The 20036-nt window shown below is 68.8% G+C and carries 19 protein-coding genes; 12 read left to right on the forward strand and 7 right to left on the reverse strand.

The window, feature by feature from the left end; translation table 11 throughout:
- Window positions 1-30: 30 nt before the first annotated feature.
- Complete coding sequence (locus ABZV44_RS43850) at window positions 31-1053, reverse strand: polyprenyl synthetase family protein (protein ID WP_354850777.1); 1023 nt, start codon at window positions 1051-1053, stop codon at window positions 31-33.
- 178 nt (window positions 1054-1231) lie between these two features.
- Here ABZV44_RS43850 and ABZV44_RS43855 point away from each other — a divergent pair, with 178 nt between their 5' ends.
- Complete coding sequence (locus ABZV44_RS43855; protein ID WP_354850779.1) at window positions 1232-2632, forward strand: geranylgeranyl reductase family protein; 1401 nt, start codon at window positions 1232-1234, stop codon at window positions 2630-2632.
- On the forward strand, window positions 2629-3048 hold the full coding sequence (locus ABZV44_RS43860; protein WP_354850782.1) for an AraC family transcriptional regulator: 420 nt from the start codon (window positions 2629-2631) through the stop codon (window positions 3046-3048). Before ABZV44_RS43855 ends, ABZV44_RS43860 begins: the two co-directional genes overlap by 4 nt.
- Window positions 3049-3072: 24 nt before the next feature.
- Here the strand turns inward: ABZV44_RS43860 and ABZV44_RS43865 are convergent, their stop codons facing one another.
- Window positions 3073-4716, reverse strand: coding sequence for a hypothetical protein (locus ABZV44_RS43865; RefSeq protein ID WP_354850785.1), 1644 nt, complete (start codon window positions 4714-4716; stop codon window positions 3073-3075).
- A gap of 222 nt (window positions 4717-4938) precedes the next feature.
- On the opposite strand from ABZV44_RS43865, the gene ABZV44_RS43870 reads away from it, so the two are divergent.
- Entirely contained in the window at window positions 4939-5382 is a 444-nt protein-coding gene (locus ABZV44_RS43870; protein WP_354850830.1) for a VOC family protein, read from the forward strand.
- Window positions 5383-5434: 52 nt separating this feature from the next.
- On the opposite strand, the gene ABZV44_RS43875 is transcribed toward ABZV44_RS43870, so the two are convergent.
- Entirely contained in the window at window positions 5435-5938 is a 504-nt protein-coding gene (locus tag ABZV44_RS43875) for a DUF2505 domain-containing protein (RefSeq protein ID WP_354850787.1), read from the reverse strand.
- Window positions 5939-6085: 147 nt separating this feature from the next.
- Here ABZV44_RS43875 and ABZV44_RS43880 point away from each other — a divergent pair, with 147 nt between their 5' ends.
- From ABZV44_RS43880 to ABZV44_RS43895, 4 genes are all read left to right on the forward strand, one after another.
- Window positions 6086-6529 (forward strand): DUF3592 domain-containing protein, encoded by a 444-nt coding sequence (locus ABZV44_RS43880; protein WP_354850790.1) that lies wholly within the window; start codon window positions 6086-6088, stop codon window positions 6527-6529.
- A 9-nt stretch (window positions 6530-6538) separates the two neighbouring features.
- A complete protein-coding gene (locus ABZV44_RS43885; protein WP_354850793.1) occupies window positions 6539-7252 on the forward strand; it encodes a demethylmenaquinone methyltransferase in 714 nt (237 codons plus the stop codon).
- Window positions 7253-7409: 157 nt separating this feature from the next.
- Window positions 7410-11900 (forward strand): molybdopterin-dependent oxidoreductase, encoded by a 4491-nt coding sequence (locus ABZV44_RS43890; RefSeq protein ID WP_354850795.1) that lies wholly within the window; start codon window positions 7410-7412, stop codon window positions 11898-11900.
- Window positions 11901-12084: 184 nt separating this feature from the next.
- Window positions 12085-13107 (forward strand): alpha/beta hydrolase family protein, encoded by a 1023-nt coding sequence (locus ABZV44_RS43895; protein WP_354850798.1) that lies wholly within the window; start codon window positions 12085-12087, stop codon window positions 13105-13107.
- 4 nt (window positions 13108-13111) lie between these two features.
- Here the strand turns inward: ABZV44_RS43895 and ABZV44_RS43900 are convergent, their stop codons facing one another.
- The gene (locus tag ABZV44_RS43900) at window positions 13112-14146 is read right to left on the reverse strand and encodes an aldo/keto reductase (RefSeq protein WP_354850801.1); all 1035 of its coding nucleotides are present in this window, start codon (window positions 14144-14146) and stop codon (window positions 13112-13114) included.
- A gap of 85 nt (window positions 14147-14231) precedes the next feature.
- On the opposite strand from ABZV44_RS43900, the gene ABZV44_RS43905 reads away from it, so the two are divergent.
- Window positions 14232-14918, forward strand: coding sequence for a TetR/AcrR family transcriptional regulator (locus tag ABZV44_RS43905; RefSeq protein WP_354850804.1), 687 nt, complete (start codon window positions 14232-14234; stop codon window positions 14916-14918).
- A gap of 62 nt (window positions 14919-14980) precedes the next feature.
- On the opposite strand, the gene ABZV44_RS43910 is transcribed toward ABZV44_RS43905, so the two are convergent.
- A complete protein-coding gene (locus ABZV44_RS43910; protein WP_354850806.1) occupies window positions 14981-15559 on the reverse strand; it encodes a TIGR03086 family metal-binding protein in 579 nt (192 codons plus the stop codon).
- 195 nt (window positions 15560-15754) lie between these two features.
- On the opposite strand from ABZV44_RS43910, the gene ABZV44_RS43915 reads away from it, so the two are divergent.
- Both ABZV44_RS43915 and ABZV44_RS43920 read left to right on the forward strand, forming a co-directional pair.
- Window positions 15755-15988 (forward strand): hypothetical protein, encoded by a 234-nt coding sequence (locus ABZV44_RS43915; protein WP_354850808.1) that lies wholly within the window; start codon window positions 15755-15757, stop codon window positions 15986-15988.
- Window positions 15989-16102: 114 nt separating this feature from the next.
- On the forward strand, window positions 16103-16330 hold the full coding sequence (locus ABZV44_RS43920; RefSeq protein ID WP_354850811.1) for a hypothetical protein: 228 nt from the start codon (window positions 16103-16105) through the stop codon (window positions 16328-16330).
- Window positions 16331-16351: 21 nt separating this feature from the next.
- Here the strand turns inward: ABZV44_RS43920 and menD are convergent, their stop codons facing one another.
- Window positions 16352-17986, reverse strand: a complete 1635-nt coding sequence (menD, locus tag ABZV44_RS43925; RefSeq protein WP_354850813.1) for a 2-succinyl-5-enolpyruvyl-6-hydroxy-3-cyclohexene-1-carboxylic-acid synthase — start codon at window positions 17984-17986, stop codon at window positions 16352-16354.
- An 88-nt stretch (window positions 17987-18074) separates the two neighbouring features.
- Between menD and ABZV44_RS43930 the strand changes: the two genes are divergently transcribed.
- Entirely contained in the window at window positions 18075-18902 is an 828-nt protein-coding gene (locus ABZV44_RS43930) for a siderophore-interacting protein (RefSeq protein WP_354850815.1), read from the forward strand.
- A 131-nt stretch (window positions 18903-19033) separates the two neighbouring features.
- Here ABZV44_RS43930 and ABZV44_RS43935 read toward each other — a convergent pair whose 3' ends face one another.
- On the reverse strand, window positions 19034-19480 hold the full coding sequence (locus ABZV44_RS43935) for a hypothetical protein (protein ID WP_354850817.1): 447 nt from the start codon (window positions 19478-19480) through the stop codon (window positions 19034-19036).
- A gap of 350 nt (window positions 19481-19830) precedes the next feature.
- Between ABZV44_RS43935 and ABZV44_RS43940 the strand changes: the two genes are divergently transcribed.
- A partial coding sequence (locus ABZV44_RS43940; RefSeq protein WP_354850820.1) for an enoyl-CoA hydratase-related protein occupies window positions 19831-20036 on the forward strand: 206 nt, incomplete at its 3' end.

Genomic DNA, 20036 nt, shown 5'->3' on the forward strand with positions numbered 1-20036 from the left:
TTCCCAGTTGTTCGACTGATCGGTTTCGGATCAGCCGACGCGTTCGATGGTGTAGCGGACCAGGTGCTCCAGGGCCTCGTTGGCCGGGCCGGCGGGCAGGGCGGAGAGTTCGGCGTGGGCGATGTCGGCGTAGCCGTGCAGCTTCTCCTTGGCCAGCACCAGGCCCCGGGAGCGGGACAGCAGGTACAGGGCCTCGTCGACCTCGGTGTCGGTCTCCAGCGGGCGGGCCAGCAGCTTGCGCAGGCGGTCGCCCTCGGCGCCCTCGTCGCGCAGGGCGTAGAGGACCGGCAGGGTGTGGACGCCCTCGCGCAGGTCGGTGCCCGGGGTCTTGCCGGACTGCTCGGACACCGAGGAGATGTCGATGATGTCGTCGGCGATCTGGAAGGCGGTGCCCACGGCGTCGCCGAGGCGGGCCAGCCGCTCCACATGGTCGCGATCCGCACCGGAGAAGGTGCCGCCGAAGCGGCCGGCGGCGGCGATCAGCGAACCGGTCTTCTCCCACACCACGCGCAGGTAGTGCTCGACCGGGTCCTGGGACTGCCGGGCGCCGATGGTCTCGCGCATCTGGCCGGTGACCAGCTCGGCGAAGGTCTCGGCAATGATGCGGACCGCGTCCGGGCCGAGGGTGGAGACCAGTCGCGAGGCGTGGGCGAACAGATAGTCGCCGGCCAGGATGGCGACGCTGTTGCCCCAGCGCGAGTTCACGCTGGGCGCGCCGCGGCGCATGGAGGCCTCGTCCATGACGTCGTCGTGGTACAGGGTGGCCAGGTGCACGAGCTCCACCACGGTGCCGGCGGTGACCAGGTCGGGGCTGGTCGGGTCGGGGCCCAGCTGACCGGTCAGGATGGTGAACAGGGGACGGAATCGCTTGCCGCCGGCCTTGGCCAGGTGCAGCGCCGCCTCCTGCAGGAATTCCTCGCCGTCGGACAGCTCGGTGATCAGCAGATCCTCGACCTCGATCAGGCCCTTGCGCACGGTCGCCGCGAGCTCGGGATCGCCCAGATCCACCCCCGCGACCACGGTGCTCTCCTCGCTCACAGCTGATGCGCTCATTTCATCTCCCAGTGCCGCGTCCGACCCCACGCCAAAGAACCTAGCGTGTGGACCGATCACCCCCTATGGACACCACCGTAGTGCGACGCACGAAACACTCGCCACGCGAAACGAAACGCCCGCTATGAAGCGCAGGGCAAATATGCGCGCCCGGTGATGTGCTGCAAGTATTGACGCCATGCGCTTGCCGGATGACGACCCGAGTATGCCGCGCCTGCAGGTTCGCGGCCCGTCTCGTTCTGGACTGAGCGGAGCGACGGAGCGAAGCGGAGGAGCGCAGGGAGGGAAGAACGAGACCTCCAGGGCCGCGAACCCCGCCCGGAGCGAAGCGGAGGGCAAATCAGACACAGCTCTGCCCGCGCACGCCGAGGTCCTGGTAGTCGGGGCGGGTCCGGCCGGGTCCGCGGCGGCCGCCTGGGCCGCGCGCATGGGCCGGGATGTGCTGCTGACCGATTCGGCGGTGTTCCCGCGCGACAAGACCTGCGGTGACGGACTGACGCCGCGCGCCACCGCCGAACTCGAGCATCTCGGCCTGGGCGACTGGGTGCGGGCGCACACGGTCAATCGCGGCCTGCGGATGGCCGGGTTCGGGCGGGAGGCGCTGCTGTCCTGGCCGGACGGGTCGTTCCCCACCTACGGAAGCGCTGTTCCGCGAACCGAACTCGACGACAAGCTGCGCGAGACGGCGATCAAGTCGGGCGCGCGGATGGTGGACGGGTCCAAGGTGGTGGAGGTGGCCCGCGAGGGCGACCGGGTCACCGGGGTGACCGTCAAGACCGACGCCGGCCTGCGCGCGGTGTCGTGCGACATCCTCATCGTGGCCGACGGCGTGCGCTCCCCCGTCGGAAGGCTGCTGGGCCGCACCTGGCATCGCCAGTACGCGTACGGGACCGCGGCGCGGGCGTACATCAGGTCCGAGCGCAGTGATGACGAATGGATCACCTCGCATCTCGAATTGCGGGATGCGAACGGGGAATTGATTCCCGGATACGGCTGGGTTTTCCCGCTCGGCAATGGAGAGGTGAATATCGGCGTCGGCTCGCTGGCCACCGAACGGCGTCCGTCGCATATCGCCTTGAAACCGCTGCTGCAGCACTATGTTTCGGAACGCCGCGCGGAGTGGGGATTCGAGGGCGAGGCGCGGGCGGTGGCGTCGGCGCTGCTGCCTATGGGCGGCGCGGTATCGAATCTGGCCGGGCGCAACTGGGCGCTGGTGGGCGACGCGGCCGGGTGCGTGAACCCGCTCAACGGCGAGGGCATCGACTACGGGCTGGAGGGCGGGCACATGCTCGCCGGGATCCTGGACCAGCCCGACCTGACCCAGATCTGGCCGGAGCTGCTGCGGGAACGCTACGGCCGCACCTATTCGGTGGCGCGGCGGCTCGCGGGGCTGGCCACCCACCCGCGCACGGTGCCGCTGGGCGGGCCGCCGATGATGCGGTCGAAGCTGTTGCAGCGCACCGCGGTCCGGGTGATGGGCAATCTGGTCACCGACGAGGACGTGGACCTGACCGCCCGGCTCTGGCGGAGCGCGGGCCGGGCCTCCCTGCGTTTCGACAAGATCCAGCCGTTCTCGTGAACGCCCGGCCGGTTCCCGAGGAGCTGCTCCCGCATCTGCGGCGAGCACGGGATCTGGCCGACCGGCACTACGCGGAGCCCTTGGATCTGGACAGTCTGGCGGCGGCCGCGGGGGTGTCGAAGTATCACTTCCTGCGGTGTTTCGCGGCGACGTACGGCAGGACGCCGGCGGTGTATCTGGCCGAGCGCCGGATCGAGCGGGCCCAGGATCTGTTGCGCGCCACCAATGTGACGGTGACCGAGGCCTGCATGCTCGTCGGCTACAGCAGTCTCGGGTCGTTCAGCAGCAAATTCACCGAGCTGGTGGGGATGTCGCCCTCGGAGTATCAAGCGAAGTTCGCGGCCGAGGGCGCTCCCCATATCCCGGGTTGCTACGTCTTCATGCACGGTCTCTCGGATCGGAAACGCACACGGTGACGCGAATTCGTCGGGGCCACAGCCTCATCGGGACGGCAGGACGTGAATGCCGGTCTTGTCCGTCGAGAGTGCCAGCGAGCTGATGTACTGGATCTCGCCCTCGGGTCCCGGGACCGCCGAGGCGATCATGTCCGGGCGCTCGAATTCCATGCCGGTGACAGCGCAGGTGAGGGTCTCGCCCGATGGGTTGCCGTGCTCGTCGAACATGGGCAGCTCGATGCCGTCGTGGTCGCGGCGCAGGTAGTACCTGCCCTTGGTGAGGATCGCGGTCAGCGGAGTCGCCAGGAACGAGACCACCACGGCCACAATGGGCGAGTACGGCTTCAGGGTCTCACCGAAGACGCCGAAGAAGGTCATGATCGACAGCACCGCCGACAGGCCGAAGCCGACCAGGCCCACCGGGTTGAAGTCGTAGAGCATGCCGCGCCGGAACTCCGGCTCCCTGGGCGAGAGCTTCAGCACGTACTTGTTGATCGCGATATCCGTTGCGACGGTGACGATCCAGGCGATGCCGCAGTTGGCGTAGAAGCCGAGGATGTTGTTGAGGAAGTCGAACATGTTGGCTTCCATCAGGATCAGCGCGATGGCCAGGTTCAGGCCGAGGAAGACGATGCGGCCCGGGTAGGTCTTGGTGACGCGGGTGAAGGAGTTGGTCCACGCCAGCGAGCCCGAATACGCATTGGTCACATTGATCTTGATCTGGCTGATGACGACCAGCGCCACGGCCAGGGTCATGGCCAGCCAGGACGGCATCATGTCGCGGTAGATCTCGAGGAACTGGCGCACCGGCTGGTTGGCGATGTCCTGCGCGCCGGGCAGATTCGCGATCAGGTAGACCGCCAGGAACAGGCCGACCACCTGCTTGATGGCGCCGAAGAGCACCCAGCCCGGTCCGGCCAGCAGCATCCAGCCCCACCACCTGCGGGCGTTCTCCGGGGTCCGGGGCGGCATGAAGCGCAGGTAGTCGATCTGCTCGGCGATCTGGGCGATGAGCGAGAGGCAGACGCCGGCGGCCAGCAGCGCGCCGGACAGGCTCACGCCCTTGCCGTCCTGGCCGCCGTAGGACAGGAAGGTGCCGACCGAGTCCGGGTGGCGGACCAGCAGGAAGCCGAACGGCAGCACCATCAGGATCAGCCACAGCGGGGTGGTCCACACCTGCAGCTTGGCCAGGGTGTTCATGCCGTAGATGACCAGCGGGAAGATCATCACCGTGGACACCAGGTAGCCGATCGGCAGCGGCACGTGCAGGCCGAGTTTCAGGCCCTGCGCCATGATCGAGCCCTCGAGGGCGAAGAAGATGAAGGTGAAGGAGGCGAACACGATGTTCGTCACCACCGACCCGTAGTACCCGAAGCCGCTGCCGCGAGTGATCAGGTCCAGGTCGATGTTGTAGCGCGCCGCGTAGTAGGCCAGCGGGAAACCCGTGAGCATGACCACGATGGCGAAGATCCCGATGCCCAGCAGGGCGTTGCCGGTGCCGTTGGCGATGCCGATGTTCGCGCCGATGGAGAAGTCGGCCAGGTAGGCGATGCCTCCGAGCGCCGAGACGCCGACCACCGCCGGACTCCATGTGCGGTAGCTGCGGGGCGCGAACCGCAGCGTGTAATCCTCCAGCGTCTCCTTGGACGCGGCGACCGCATTGGCCGCGGGGGTTTCGACCTGAACCACCGGCACTCCTCGTTCGGGCTCGTCACGAGCTTTTTCCGATTCGAGGGTGGCCACCGAATGTTGATCTCGGCTTTCCGCTCCATTGCGCGGCCGTTACGGCGGGCTCACCGAGGTTCCGAGTGTGTGAACTCGGCTATCCGGACGCGAATCCGCCCGGCGCGGAAACGCGCAATTTCGGAGAAGCCCGTGCGGGCCGGCCGTCCATAGGCTCGGGGCATGACGATCATCACCAATGTCTCGCTCGTGACCGTGTACGTGACCGATCAGACCGCCGCGAAGCAGTGGTACATCGAGAAGCTGGGTTTCGTGGAGGCCAGCGATGTGACCATGGGCGACAACGGCTTCCGCTGGGTGACCGTGGTGCACCCGAACCACCCGGAACTGGAGGTCACGCTGATGATCCCGGGTCCCCCGCTGGACGATAATCTGGCCGAGGCCATCCGGCGGTCCATGGCCAATGGCACGCACGGCGCACTGGGCCTGCGAACCGACAACTGCCAGAAGGCCTTCGAGGAACTCACCGCCAAGAACGTGGAGTTCGTGCAGCCGCCGTCGGAACGCCCTTACGGCGTCGAGGCCATCATCCGCGACAACTCCGGCAACTGGCTGGTCCTCGTCGAACCCCGCGAATTCGATCCGGCCACGGCCCAGTTCGGCCCGGAGTAAGCGCCGGCCTCCGTGGATGCGGGACCACCCCCGCATCCACGGTTCAGCGAGATCAGGCGGTCTGCGCGGCGAACCAGGACTCGACGGACTTGCGCTCGCTGTTCATGACCCGCTTGAGCAGGTTCTCGACCAGCGGTTCGATGGCCCCGCCGACCAGCGGGACCTTCACGTCGACCGTGCCGGTGGCCTCGATCTCGGAACCTTCGGCGGTGGGCCGCAATTCGAACGCGCCCGCCATCTCGGTGGTGATGCCGCTGGAGCGGCCGCTGAAGCCGCCCGTGGCGACGCCGTCGGTGAGCGCTCCCCAGGTGTCGGTGCGCTCGAGCATGAGCTCGCTCTTGAGTACCTTCTTGACGATGCCGGGAATCTGGTCCTCGGGCGCCTTCTCGGTCATCTGGATCTGGATGGTGCCGGGGCCGTTCGGGTGGGTGAGCTCGAGTGTGGCGGTGGTCGCCCCGGCGAAGCGGGCCCGCCACATCTCGTCATTGGTCAGTGCCCGGTGAAGCTCTTCGACCGGAACGCTGTACTGCACGGTGAAGCTGAATTTTCGGGACATGGCGAAGACCGTAGCCGAGCGATGGAATAGCCTGCTGAAGTGTCGGAAACTAGCCAGTCTGATAGCGGAGCGCAGCGGAGCGACGATCAGACACAGCGGGCTGAACAGCGGCGGGCGGTTCGGTTGCGGCGGGCTCGGATCGGGGTCGTGATCGCCGCGGTCACGGTCAGCTTCCTGGCCGTGCTGCTGGTGCTGGCGGCCTGGCGCGACGACCACCTGATCAACTCCGACAAGGGCGTGACCAGCGCCGAAGTCCTCTCGGCGGGCACGCTGCGATCCGCGGTCATCTTCGTGACGCCCGACGGCGAGACGCACAATCCGAAGACCGGGGTGCTGTACCCCACCCGACTGACCGTCGGCGAACGCATCAATGTCGAATACCGGCGCAGTGATCCCGATCTCGTACGCGTGGCGGGTCGCGATGCGCGTGTCGCGATCATCCCGGCGCTGTCGGTCATCGTGGTCTCCTGGGCCGTCGCCATTCCCGTGGTGTGGTTCCTCGGCTCACCCCCGACCCGGTGGTTCCGAGGAGCGCGGACGCGGCTGCGCGCCGCGCGGGCGCGATCGTCGCGGGACGCCGTCGCCGGTTAGGGTGCGAAGGTGGCGAAAATCAGGCAGCGGGAGTCGTTTCGGGCCCAGCTGGACAAGCAGCCGCGCGACGTCGCGTCCATGTTCGACGGTGTCGCCAAGCGGTACGACCTGACCAATTCGGTGATCTCCGTTGGCCAGGACAGGTATTGGCGCTGGGTGACGCGCAAGGCACTGGGCCTGCGACCCGGCGAGCGGGTGCTGGATCTGGCGGCGGGGACCGGTGTCTCCACCGTGGACCTGGCCAAATCGGGCGCGTGGGTGCTGGCCGCGGACTTCTCCCAGGGCATGCTGTCGGCCGGACGGCACCGCAATGTGCCCATGGTCGCCGCCGACGCCATGGCGCTGCCCTTCGCCGACGACTCCTTCGACGCGGTGACCATCGCCTACGGCCTGCGCAATGTGGCCGACCCGGATCTGGCGCTGCGCGAGATGCTGCGCGTGACCAAGCCGGGCGGGCGGCTGGTGGTGGCCGAGTTCTCCACGCCGACCTGGGAACCCTTCCGGACCATCTACATGGAGTACCTGATGCGGGCGCTGCCGCCGCTGGCACGCGCGGTCTCCAGCAATCCGGACGCCTATGTGTATCTGGCCGAGTCGATTCGGGAGTGGCCGAATCAGCCGCAGCTGGCACTGCGGATCGCCGACGCCGGGTGGTCCTCGGTGCAGTGGCGCAATCTCTCGGGCGGGGCCGTGGCCCTGCACCGGGCGTACAAGCTGGGCTGAGCGGAAAACCGAGTCCGGAACGCTGACCTGTGGCGTTGCTCACGGCAGCGCCCCGACCTGGGCCTCACAGTCACGGAAAACGGCTGTGAGGTGGATTGTCATCTGGCGATAACGTTCGGTAAATCCACCGCAACCCGGGGTGGCTTAACTCGGAACCATGCCGGAACAGCCCACGCCCCCGACGAGCGCCCGGACCGCGTGCTCGTACTGCGGGGTGGGCTGCGGCATCACCGTCGAAACCAAGCCCGGCGCCCGCGGCCTGCCCGTGATCGCCAGGGTGAAGGGCGACAAGGACCACCCGGTCAATGCCGGGCGGCTGTGCACCAAGGGCAATACGCACGCCGAACTGATGGCCGCGCCCGGCCGCATGGAGACCGCCTACCGCCGGCCCGAACGCGGCCAGCCGCCGGTGCCCATGCCCGTCGACGAGGCGATTCACGAAGCCGCACAGCGCCTTCGCGTGATTCTCGACACAGACGGACCGGACGCCATCGCCCTCTACGTGTCCGGCCAGCTGTCGATCGAGGCCCAGTACCTGGCCACCAAGCTCGCCAAGGGCCACCTGCGCACCGTGCACATGGAGGCCAATTCGCGGCTGTGCATGGCCAGCGCGGCCAGCGGGTACAAGTTGTCGCTGGGCGCGGACGGGCCGCCCGGGTCCTACGACGACCTCGATCACGCCGACCTGTTCTTCGTCATCGGCGCGAACATGGCCGACTGCCACCCCATCCTGTTCCTGCGCATGGCCGACCGGCTCAAGGCGGGCGCCAAGCTGATCGTGGTGGATCCGCGGCGCACCGACACCGCGGCACGCGCCGACCTGTTCCTGCAGATCAAGCCGGGCACGGATCTGGCGCTGCTGAACGGGCTGCTGCACCTGCTGGTCGAGAACGGCGACATCGACGCCGAATTCATCGCCGAGCACACCGAGAACTGGGCGGGCATGCCCGAGTTCCTGGCCGCCTACACCCCGTCGATGGTGTCCGAGGAGACCGGCATCCCCGAGGCCGACATCCGCACCGCCGCCGCCTGGATCGGCGCGGCGGGCGAATGGATGTCGCTGTGGACCATGGGCATCAACCAGTCCACGCACGGCACCTGGGCCAGTAACGCCATCATCAACCTGCACCTGGCCACCGGCGCCATCTGCCGCACCGGCAGCGGGCCGTTCTCGCTCACCGGGCAGCCCAATGCCATGGGCGGGCGCGAAATGGGTTACATGGGACCGGGATTGCCGGGCCAGCGCAGCGTGCTCGCCGACGCCGACCGGGCCTTCGTGGAGGCCGAATGGGGGCTGGCGCCGGGCACCATTCGCGCCGAGGCCGGGCCCGGCTCCATCGAGATGTTCCGCGGACTGGCCGACGGAAAGATCAAAGCCTGCTGGATCATGTGCAGCAATCCCGTTGCCTCCATGGCGAATCGGCGCACCGTCATCGCCGGACTGGAGGCCGCCGAGCTGGTGATCGCCCAGGACGTCTTCACCGACACCGCCACCAATGCCTACGCCGACCTGCTGCTGCCCGCCACCCTGTGGGCCGAGGCCGATGGGGTGCAGGTGAACTCGGAACGCAACCTGACCCTGCTGCAGCGGTCGGTGGAACCGATCGGCGACGCGCGCCCGGACTGGCAGCTCGTCGCGCAGGTCGCGACGGCGCTCGGCTTCCCCGGGTTCGAGTACGCCTCCAGCGCCGAGATCTTCGACGAGATCCGGCGATTCGCCAATCCGGCCACCGGCTACGACCTGCGCGGCATCGACTACGACGCGCTGCGGACCGGGCCCGCGCAGTGGCCGTGCGCCGATCCGGCCCAGCGCCGCAACCCGATTCGCTATCGCAACGACGGGGTCAGCCAGACCCTGCACACCGACGAGCACGGGCACACCCCGCGACTGGCGTTCGCCACGCCCAGCCGCAAGGCGGTGTTCTGGGCGCGCCCGCATCTGCTGCCCGACGAGATGCCGGACGAGGACCACCCCTTCGTGCTCAATACCGGCCGCCTGCAACACCAGTGGCACACCATGACCAAGACCGGGAAGGTGGCGAAACTGACCAAGCTCAATGGCAAGCCCTTCCTGGAAATCCACCCCGAGGACGCCGCCCGCCTCGAGGTGCGCGCGGGCGACCAGCTCGAAATCACCTCCCGCCGCGGCCGCGCCGTGCTGCCCGTCCAGGTGAGCGACCGCGTCCTCCCCGGCACCTGCTTCGCCCCGTTCCACTGGAACGACGAGCAGGGCGAATACCTGACCATCAATGCCGTCACCAATGACGCGGTCGACCCGATCTCCCTGCAACCCGAGTTCAAGGCCTGCGCGGTCCGGCTGCGGAAGGTGGCGGCCCTGACCGCGGCGGCGCCCAATGGCACCGGCAGCGAAGGCGGTAATGGCTCCGGCCGCACCGGTTCGGCGCCGGCGGGTTTCGGCGCGCCGCCGTTCATCGCGGGCTCCGGGGAACCCGACCGGTCGGCTGCTGTCGCCCCCGGCACCGCGAGCGGACCGCATCCCCTGGCGCTCATGCTCGGGTTGGAGACCGGTGTCGCACCGACGCTGACCGAGACCGAACGCCTCTATCTCGGCGGATATCTGGCGGCGCTGCAGAGCCTGCCGGTCAGTGGCGTCCCGGTGCTGCCCGCGACCGCGCCGATCTCGGAGCGCAGCCGGGTGTGGATCGACGGGCTGCTGGGCGGAATGTATTCGCGCGGGGCGCAGCACCACTCATCGGCGCTCGACAGTGGCGTGGGCAGCAGCGCGTCGCACGGCCCGTCGGACACCGCGGGTGTGGCCACGGCTGCGGCGACGCGCACGGTGACCGTGCTGTGGGCGTCGCAGACCGGGACGGCGGAGGAACTGGCCGCCGCCCTGGCGACCTATCTGGCCGATTCGGGATTCGCGCCGCGCCTGCTGGACATGGATTCCGCCGAACTGTCCGACCTGACAGGTGATGTGCTGGTCATCAGCAGCACCTTCGGCGACGGCGGCCCGCCCGACAATGGCGCGGACTTCTGGGAACGCCTGAACGACAGTGCGATCCGGCTGGCCGGCATGCGGTACGCGGTCTTCGCGCTGGGCGATTCCTCCTACGACGACTTCTGTGGCCACGGCCGCAAGCTGGACGAACTGTTCGAGAAGCGCGGAGCCACGCGCCTTTTGCCGCGCGTCGACAGCGAACCCGATCATGAGGACCTGTCCGCGGCCTGGTTCGACGCCGTGGCCGATGGTCTCGCCACGTCCGACAACGCTGCTGGACCGGATGGTTCGGGACCGGATGATCGATCCGCCGGTGGAGCCGGTGCCGCACCGGGCCGAGGCAGCAATGCCGACCGGTCGCGCGGTGTCCCCGGATTCGGCGGGCCCGCAGCGGGTGCTCAGGGTCCGGACGGCTCGGCCGCCCGGCCCGGCGATGTGCCGCCGGGGTGGGGTTCCCCGGACTTCGGGCCGAATTCCACTCCCCTGGGCGGTGATGGCCAACGCGGCGCGGCCACCCGCCTCGCGCCGGGGCGGCGGACACGCACGACCACAGCCGCGCCCTTCACGCGGAATTCGCCAGTACTGGCGAAACTGGTTCGCAATGAATTGCTTTCACGCGATGGCTCCGGGAAAGAGGTGCGGCAGTTCGGGTTCGATCTGAGTGATCCGGAGGCCACCTACGAGGTCGGCGATTCACTCGGGGTGCGGCCCGCGAATTGTGAAGCGCTGGTGGCGGAGTGGCTCGCGGTGACCGGGCTGGAGGGGCGGCGGCTCGTCGACGTCGAGGACGGCGAGCTGGCGCTGGCGGAGGCGCTGCGGACGCACTACGACATCACGCGGGTGAGCGCCGATCTGCTGTCGTTCGTGGCCGAGCGCAATGCCAGCCCGCGGCTGGCCAAGCTGCTGCGCCGGGACAATCGCAATGAGCTGGACGGGTATCTGTGGGATCGGCAGGCGGTGGACGTGCTGCGCGATTTCCCGGTGCGGGCCGATCTGGTGGAGTGGCTGGGCACGCTGAAAAAGCTGCAGCCGCGCCAGTATTCGATCTCGTCGAGTCCGCTGGTGAGTCCGCGCGAGGTGCAGCTGACAGTCGGCGTGGTGCGCTACGGCGATCCGGCGGCGATCGGTTCGGCGGCCCGGCGCGGCGGAGTGAGCTCCACGTTCCTGGCCGATCGCGCCCACGCGGAGGTGCCGATCTTCCTGCAGCGGGCGCCGCATTTCCGGCCGCCGCTGGATCCGAACGCGCCGATGATCATGGTCGGCCCGGGTACCGGCATCGCGCCGTTCCGCGGTTTCCTCCAGGAGCGCCGCGCTCTCGGCTGCCGGGGCCGCAACTGGCTGTTCTTCGGCGATCAGCACGCCAAGGACAATTTCTATTACCGCGCCGAACTCGAGGACATGTTCCGTTCGGGATTCCTGACCCGGCTGGATCTGGCCTTCTCCCGGGATCAGCGCGAGCGGATCTATGTGCAGCACCGGATGATCGAGCACGGCGCGGAATTGTGGGCGTGGTTGCGCGAGGGCGGTCATTTCTATGTGTGCGGTGACGCTGCGCGCATGGCCAAGGATGTGGACGACACCCTGCTGAAGATTGCCCGCATTCACGGCACGCTGAGCGAGGACGGCGCGCTGGCGTTCAAGAAGCAGCTGGTGGCGGAGAAGCGCTACGTGCGCGACGTGTACTGATCCGGTCGCCCGCCCGCGGCGCCGGACCGCCGATTCCGGCCTCCGCAAATGTGAAACTGTGGTATTTGTAACTCGCCCGTCCAGGCTCATACGGATGGGCGGGCCGTCACCGGGGCGGCTGCCAGGAACGCTGAGGGCAGGTGCCTTGAACCGTCGGATCAGTCGAGTCACCGCACGATCGACGGTGGCGGTGCTCGCGACCGTCGCCGCACTGGGCCTGTCGGGCGCCGTGCCCGCCGGCGCGGACGATCCCACCGCACCCGGCGTCTCGGTCCCGGATATGAAGACCGACGACGGCTCCTTCATCCAGAGCGTGGGCGTCACCGACGACCGCCACGTCACCTTCACCGTCTACTCCGCCGCCATGAACCAGACCTTCCCGGTCGACGTGCTGCGCCCGGCGGACACCTCCGAGCCGCGCCCCACCCTCTACCTCCTCAATGGCGCCGGCGGCGGCGAGGACGCCGCCACCTGGCAATTGCGCACCGACGCACTGGATTTCCTGAGCGACAAGAACATCAATGTCGTGCAGATCATCGGCGGCAGATTCAGCTGGTACACCGACTGGCTCCAGCCCGACCGCGCGCTGGGGGTCAACAAATGGTCCACCTATCTGGGCAAGGAACTGCCGCCGCTGATGACGGCCGCACTGACCAGCAGTGGCAACAATGCCATCGCCGGTATCTCGATGGCCGGTCTGCCCGTATTGAATTCGGTCATCTTCAATCCCGGGCTGTTCCGTAGCGCGGCCGTGTACAGCGGTTTCTTCCAGACCATCACGCCGATGGCCCGGGAGGCCATCAAGATGGTCACCGAGCTCTACGGCGGCGGCAAGGTCGAGAACATGTGGGGTCCCGAGGGCGGCCCACTGTGGGTGGCCAACGACCCCACCCTCAATGCCGAGAAACTGCGCGGCACCAACCTTTTCATCTCCACCGGCAACGGCATTCCGGGCGCCTTCGACATGCCCGGCGCACGCGGCCGGATGGAAGCGCCCGCGGACACTCCCAAGACCGTGGCGCTGGGCTCCCTCATCGAGGCCAATTGCGAACTGTCCACGGCGATTCTGCAGAAACGCCTGGAATCCCTGAACATTCCCGCGACATTCGAATTCCGCGGCAGCGGCACCCACATCTGGGGCTACTGGCAGGACGACCTGAAAACCTCCTGGCCGGTGCTCGCGCAGGGACTCTTCCCGAATCCGTGAACTCTTACACCGCAGGCGGATTCAGCCGGGCGAAGTCCCGCAGCCGGTAGTACGGGTAGTAGGGGTAGGGCGGGGTCACCGCGCTCGCCTTGTCCAGCCGGGCGAGCTGGTCGGCCTCGAGACTCCAGCCGACCGCGCCGAGATTCTGGCGCAGCTGTTCCTCATTGCGCGCGCCCACGATGACCGTGGCCACGCTCGGCCGGCGCAGCAGCCAGTTCAGGGCGATCTGCGGGACCGTGCGGCCGGTTTCGGCGGCGATCTCGTCGAGGACGTCCACGACGTCGTAGAGCAGTTCGTCGCGCACCGGCGGGCCGGCCTCGGCGGTGGTGTGCAGGCGGCTGCCGGCCGGAAGCGGTTGTCCGCGATGGATTCTGCCGGTGAGGCGGCCCCAGCCGAGCGGGCTCCAGACCACCGCGCCCACCCCCTGATCCAGGCCGAGCGGCATCAGTTCCCACTCGTAATCGCGGCCGACCAGGGAGTAGTAGACCTGGTGCGCGACATAGCGCGGAAAGCCGTACCGGTCCGCGGCGGCAAGGGATTTCATGAGCTGCCAGCCCGCGAAATTGGAGGCGCCGACATAGCGGATCTTGCCGGCGCGCACCAGCTCGTCGAGCGCCGCCAGCACCTCCTCGACCGGCGTGCCCGCGTCGAAGGCGTGCAGCTGGAACAGGTCGAGGTGGTCGGTGCCGAGCCGCCGCAGTGAGCCCTCGACCGCCGAGATCAGCCGGGCGCGACCGGATCCGGCGTCGAACGGGCCGGGACCGGTGGGCAGCGAGGCCTTGGTGGAGAGCAGCAGCTGCTCGCGACGGCCCCGGATCGCCTCGCCCAGTATCTCTTCCGAGGCGCCGTCGGAGTAGACGTCGGCGGTGTCGAACAGGGTGACGCCCGCGTCCAGGCTGATATCCACCAGGCGGCGGGCCTGCCGGGCGTCGGTGTCGCCCCAGGCGGAGAAGAGTTCGCCGCGACCGCCGAAGGTGCCCGCGCCGAAGCTCAATGCCGGAACCAGCAGACCCGAGGCGCCGAGCCGACGATATTCCATGACCACCACTCCTAACGGAACTACAGTTTCATTAACGTGCCTGACGCTACACTCGTCTGGCCGCAAATGGAACTGGAGAACCGTTATGAGCCGCGACATACGCGCAGAGGGCAGCGAGACGCACGCACCGGACCCTGTCGACCCGATCCCCGGCTCGGTCCGGCCGGGCGGGCGCACCGCCCGCGTGCGCGAGTCCGTGCTGCGCGCCGCCGGCGACCTGCTCGCCGAACGCGGCTTCGCCACCCTCGATCTGGCCGAGGTGGCCGCACTCGCCGAAGTCGGCAAGACCACCGTCTACCGCCGCTGGCGCACCCCGGCGGGACTGGTCGCCGACCTGCTGGCCGACATGGCCGAAACCTCACTCCCCCACAGCGATACCGGCAGCCTGCGCGGGGACCTGCTCGCCAATGCGCGGCTGGTCGGCAAGACGCTCACCGATGCCCGGCAGGGCCGCCTCTTCCGGGCCGTCATCGCGGCCGCCACCAGCGACGACACCGCCGCCGCGGCCCTGCGCGCCTTCTACGACACCCGGCTGACCGAATGGTCCCCCTGCCTCGAGGCGGCCGTCGCGCGCGGCGAGGTCCCACCCGGAACCGACCCGCGCGCAGTGCTTTCCGCCGTCTCGGCCCCGCTCTACTACCGGCTGCTGGTCAGCGGGGATCCGGTCGACGAGAGGGCTGTCGACGCTGCCGCCGAGGCTGCCGCACTCGCCGCGGAGCAGGGCGTATTCGCTTCCGGCACAACAGAGCACGCGCACCGGATGCCTCGATAGTCATCCCGCGGCCGCCCGCACGCACCACCCCTCGCCGTGCCCGCGGGTCGCCTCCCGCGCGGTCAGTCCGCGGTCCAGGCCGGATCGCGGCCGGTCAGCCCGACCACGCGATCGACGAGCGGCGCCTCGGCCGGGATATCGACGACCGGCCCGAAGAGCCCGGGCACCCCTGCCCGCGGGGTGTCACGGAGGAAGCCGAGCAGCACCGCCAGATCCGACTCCGCCGGGGTATAGGGCTGTCCGACCGCCCGGGCCAGGTCCCAGCCATGGATCACCAACTCGTCCAGAGCGAAGATCGCCATCTGCGGGGCGGGCGCGAGCACACCGCCGACCTCGGTGTCGCCTACCCAGGCCGCCGGTTCGCGCCAGGCGGCCACGAGAGCCTTCAACTGCGCCGGAATGCGGTCGCGCCAATCCCCGGGGAGCGATCCGGTCCCCGGCGCCGGCGGCTGGGAACGGCCGATCATCTCCTTGGTCGCGCCCTGCCGGAAGCCCTCGGTGAAACCCAGCACATGAACGAGCATGTCGCGCACGGTGATCTCGGACGGCGTGCGGCGGTCGAAGTCGGCCTCGGAGACAGCGGCGACGACCGCCTCCACCGCGCTGGCCGCGGCTTCGAGGTCGAATTCCGGCGTGGTCATGGTTCCTCCCGGGGACATGCCGAACCAACGGTGCGGCCCGGTCACCGATGGAGACGGGGCGGCCCGGCGGAATTCATCGCCGCGGCGCGCACGAGGCCCGGCGAGCGCCCGGAATGTGCTTGCAGCGCTGCGCCGCAACCGGTTCGTTAGGCGGTATCAGCGGCGAAAGACGCTGGTAGGGAGGAGAATTGATAGATGAAAGGTGATCGCGTGGAGATCGTCGTCGACACCGGCGACGGGTCTCGGAACTACGAAATCATGGCGACCAGAGCGGGCCGCCGCATCGAGACCCGCATTGCGCGGGGAATCGTGGAGGTCAGCGAAGTGACTCGGACCGGCGGGTCGGTCCGCACCGCCCGGTTCATGGCGGGCCGGGTACTGGCTCTCGTCGAGTACCCCGCCGACGACGCGGCGCTGCCCGGCGAGTGATGGGCGGACCGGTTGCCGAGCGGGATGAAGACGGGTTGCCGAGCTGGTGAAACGGGAGCATTCTCGAAGTGCCCGACTGCGCGGCCCGCCCACCCCGGCAGAGAGGAGCAAGCGATGATCGATCGCATCGACGCAGTGCCCGAGGCCGACTATGTAGAGCAGAGCACCCCCGCCAATCCGCTGGACGAGGTGAATACCGAGGCGCTCGAATCGGACTCCGAGATCACATCGCCGCCCGCCGGAGACAGCGGCTGGACCGCCTCCGAGGGGGATCTGGTCGAGCAGGCGATCCCCGTTCCCATCGACGACGACTACGAATCGGACGCCGGCAGCGAGTACTGATCGGCGGCGTTCGCGCCCAAGCTAATTCGACACGCCCGCCCGCACGGTGGCGTGCAGCTCCCGCAGGCCCGACCGCTCGGTCGCGACCTCCAGGACCCGAATGCCGTGCGCGTTGCCGGTCAGCTCGATCGCCAGCTGCGCGGGGCCGACCTGGCGGTGCGGAATGCGGTAGGCGGCACACAGCGCGGCCAGATTCATGCCGTGGGGGGTGCCGAAGACCCGCTCGAACACGCCCGCGTACTGCGGATCGCCCTGTTCGAGCAGCTCGAAGATGCCGCCGCCGTCGTCATTGGCGACCACGATGGTGAGGTCCTCCGGCCGCGGCTCACCCGGGCCGATGAGCAGGCCGGACGCGTCGTGCAGGAAGGTCAGGTCGCCCATGAGCGCGACGGTGCGGCCCGGATGGGTGAGGGCTGCGCCGACCGCCGCCGAGACGGTACCGTCGATGCCGGCCACGCCGCGGTTGGACAGCACCCGCACGCCGGGCCGCGGCTCGGAGACCAGCGCGGCGTCACGCACCGGGTTCGAGGCGCCGAGCAGCAGCTGGTCGCCGTCACGCAGGGCGTCCATCACCACGGCCGCAACATGCAAACCGGTCGGCTTCGGGTGTCCGGCCAGCTCCGCGCGCACCACGGTGACGGCCTTCTCGTTCAGATCCCGGCACAGCTCCAGCCACTCCGGCCGCGGCGCGCCGTGGGTGACCGCGCGGGTGCCGGTGCCCACCACATTGCCGGACACATCGGGCCAGCGCGGGCCGGTGGTCAGCGCGTACACCGTGATCTCCGGGTCCGACAGCACCCGCGACACCTGCCGGTGCAGGGTGGGCCGGCCGGTGATGATCGCCTGCCGGGGTTGCAGCAGCGGCAGCGCCAGCGGATGCAGCGCCGGGCCGTGCATGGGCGCGGTGGGTTCGGCGACCGTGGGCAGGGCCGCGAGTTCGGGGCGATGGCCCGCGCCGTGACCGGAGATGACCAGGGTGTCCGGGGTCAGGTCGATGTCCAGCGGGACGTCGAGGGTCGCGTATTGCGTTGCGGTCCAGGGCCCTTCGTGTTGGCGGCCCGGAGGCAGCGAGTCACCGGCGGCCAGGTCCGGCACCAGCGGTTCACGCAGCGGAATGTCGAATTGCACCGGCCCGGCATTGCCGGAGCGGGTGCCGCGGGCGGCGGCCAGCACGCGGCAGACCGCGGAGCGCCACACGCTGTTCTGCTTCGAGTACAGATCGTCGCCGGGCTCGGACTCGGCCAGCCCCAGGCTGATGGCGGCGCGCACCTGGCTGCCGAAGAGACCGAACTGCTCGACGGTCTGGTTCGCCCCGGTGCCGAGCATCTCGTACGGGCGGTTGGCGCTCAGCACGATCAGCGGGATGCGGGCGTAGTTCGCTTCGAGGACGGCCGGGCCCAGATTCGCCACGGCGGTGCCGGAGGTCATGACGACGGGCACCGGGCGACCGCTGGCGGCGGCCAGGCCGACGGCCAGGAAGCCCGCGGAACGCTCGTCGATGCGCATGTGCAGCCGGATCCGCCCGGCCTGGTCGGCCGCCTGCAACGCGAAAGCCAGCGGCGCATTTCGCGACCCGGGGCACAGGACGACATCCCGCACTCCGCCGCGCGCGAGCTCGTCGACGACGACGTGCGCCTGGGCTGTCGAAGGATTCACACCTCCAGCCTCTCAGACAGCCGCCCGTCCCGCTCCGTCGGCCCGCTCACACCTGTGTTATTAAGTTAGGGTTTGCTAACCTAAGCCAATGGCGAAGCGCAGCAAGCATGTCAAGCCCGAGCACCGCGAGATTCTCACCGCGGAGGTCCTGGCCAGCAAACGGATCAGCCCCCATTTCGTCCGCGTCACCCTCGGCGGCCCGGGCCTGGCCGGATTCACCGCCATGGGCTACGACCAGTGGTTCCGGCTGTTCATGCCCGGACGCGACGGCAACCTGCGGCTGCCCACCTCCGCGAGCAACCTCGGCTGGTTCGCGCAGTACCTGATGATGGGCAAGGAACACCGTCCGCTGGCGCGCAACTACACGGTGCGGGAATACCGAGCGGCCGGTTTCGGGGAGTTCGGCAGCACGGCCGAGATCGACATCGATTTCGTCTCACACGGTGACGACAGCCCCGCCTCCACGTGGGCCAACAGCGCCACACCCGGCTGCCAGGTCGGGCTGCTGGACGAGGGCATCACCTATCAGGCTCCCGGCCACAGTGATTGGACACTGCTGGTGGGTGACGAGAGCGCGTTGCCCGGCATCGCGGGCGTGCTGCGGTCGCTGCCGCGGGACGCCAGGGGCGCGGCGTATCTCGAGCTTCCGTCCGCCGAGGACCGCCAGGAACTGGGCGAACCCGAAGGCGTGCAGGTGAACTGGCTGGTCCGCACGGATCCGCACGGCGAGATCGGCGCACTGGCGGCGGAGGCCGTGCGCGGGGCGGACCTGCCCGGCGCGGGCGTCTACGCCTTCGTCGCGGGTGAGCAGAAGCTGGCCGCGGGAGTGCGGCGGCACTTGGCGCAGGAGCGCGAAATCCCCAAGGCGGACATCACTTTCACCGGCTACTGGCGAGTGGGCAAGTCCCAGGGCTGAACCGGCGCACGGGGCCGGAAAAAGGCGAGTGCCCCCGAACCACCTCGGCGGGCATTCGCTGTCCACGGCGGCAGCACCGCGGACCGTGACTGTTCGCGGCCCCTCGCCGGGCCGCGAACCGGTCGGCCTAATTAACCAGCGTGCTTCTGCACCAGGTCACCCAGGCGCGGAAGGGCCTCGGCGACATGCTTCTTCGCCGACGAACGCATGGAGTTGTAGACCTTGGTCAGCGCCGGGCGCGACGACGCCTCGGCCCGCGCGTCGGTCACCGACAGCAGCGCGTCGGCCACCTCGTCCTGCTTGGAGACCAGCAGATCGGCGAACGACCCGGCGCCACCGTTCTTGTACTCCGCCCAGAACGGCTCCAGCTGCTCGACGAACTTGGGCGCGAAGGACTCCAGCGCGTCACCCACGATCGAGGGGCTGACCTTCTTGATCGCGGCGTAGCCGCCCTTGACGACCAGGCCCGACGCGCCGCCCTTGTCCGACACCTCCTCGTCCAGAACCTTCTCCGCGTCGGCGATGAAGGCCGGACGCTTGGCGTCATCGAGCAGGGATTCAGACAGTGCTGCAACCACTTTCAGGTTCCTCCGGATAGTTTTTCGATGAACGAGCGCACGCAACTATACGCATCGGTGTCCCCGCACACACGATGCCAATGCGCTGCTACTGCCTCAGCAGCAACAGCACTGTAAGCCCTCCGCAATCGATTGGCAGCGTTTCACTTTCGGTTACCGATCGGTCGGAGTTCTCTCCGCGCCAGTAGCAAGCGTCCGATCGAGCCCCGGACAACCCCGCCCGCTAACAATCAGCGCGCTTGTCGGATGGCCGAATTCCGCCGCCGGTAGTCCGGGGTGACGCACAGAACACGGCGCCGAACTGCGGTGGGTCCGACCCCGCCGGGAACCGGAACAGTATGTTCACTCCCGTGACCTTCAATGCGACGCTGTGGCGGCCCGTCCCGGGATTCGAGAACCTCACCGACATCACGTACCACCGGCACATCGAGCAGGGCACGGTGCGGATCGCCTTCGATCGCCCCGAGGTACGCAATGCGTTCCGGCCGCACACCGTCGACGAGCTCTACCGTGCCCTCGACCACGCCCGCATGAGCCCCGACGTCGGCGCGGTCCT

The organism is Nocardia sp. NPDC004860 (genome assembly GCF_040609015.1).
Lineage (GTDB): Bacteria > Actinomycetota > Actinomycetes > Mycobacteriales > Mycobacteriaceae > Nocardia.

What these genes read in the sequence shown, in the direction of transcription:
- ABZV44_RS43850 (WP_354850777.1), bottom strand. Translation starts at nt 1,053, where the DNA reads ATGAGCGCATCAGCTGTGAGCGAGGAGAGCACCGTGGTCGCGGGGGTG.
- ABZV44_RS43855 (WP_354850779.1), top strand. Translation starts at nt 1,232, where the DNA reads ATGCGCTTGCCGGATGACGACCCGAGTATGCCGCGCCTGCAGGTTCGC.
- ABZV44_RS43875 (WP_354850787.1), bottom strand. Translation starts at nt 5,938, where the DNA reads ATGTCCCGAAAATTCAGCTTCACCGTGCAGTACAGCGTTCCGGTCGAA.
- ABZV44_RS43890 (WP_354850795.1), top strand. Translation starts at nt 7,410, where the DNA reads ATGCCGGAACAGCCCACGCCCCCGACGAGCGCCCGGACCGCGTGCTCG.
- ABZV44_RS43900 (WP_354850801.1), bottom strand. Translation starts at nt 14,146, where the DNA reads ATGGAATATCGTCGGCTCGGCGCCTCGGGTCTGCTGGTTCCGGCATTG.
- ABZV44_RS43905 (WP_354850804.1), top strand. Translation starts at nt 14,232, where the DNA reads ATGAGCCGCGACATACGCGCAGAGGGCAGCGAGACGCACGCACCGGAC.
- ABZV44_RS43910 (WP_354850806.1), bottom strand. Translation starts at nt 15,559, where the DNA reads ATGACCACGCCGGAATTCGACCTCGAAGCCGCGGCCAGCGCGGTGGAG.
- ABZV44_RS43915 (WP_354850808.1), top strand. Translation starts at nt 15,755, where the DNA reads ATGAAAGGTGATCGCGTGGAGATCGTCGTCGACACCGGCGACGGGTCT.
- ABZV44_RS43920 (WP_354850811.1), top strand. Translation starts at nt 16,103, where the DNA reads ATGATCGATCGCATCGACGCAGTGCCCGAGGCCGACTATGTAGAGCAG.
- ABZV44_RS43930 (WP_354850815.1), top strand. Translation starts at nt 18,075, where the DNA reads ATGGCGAAGCGCAGCAAGCATGTCAAGCCCGAGCACCGCGAGATTCTC.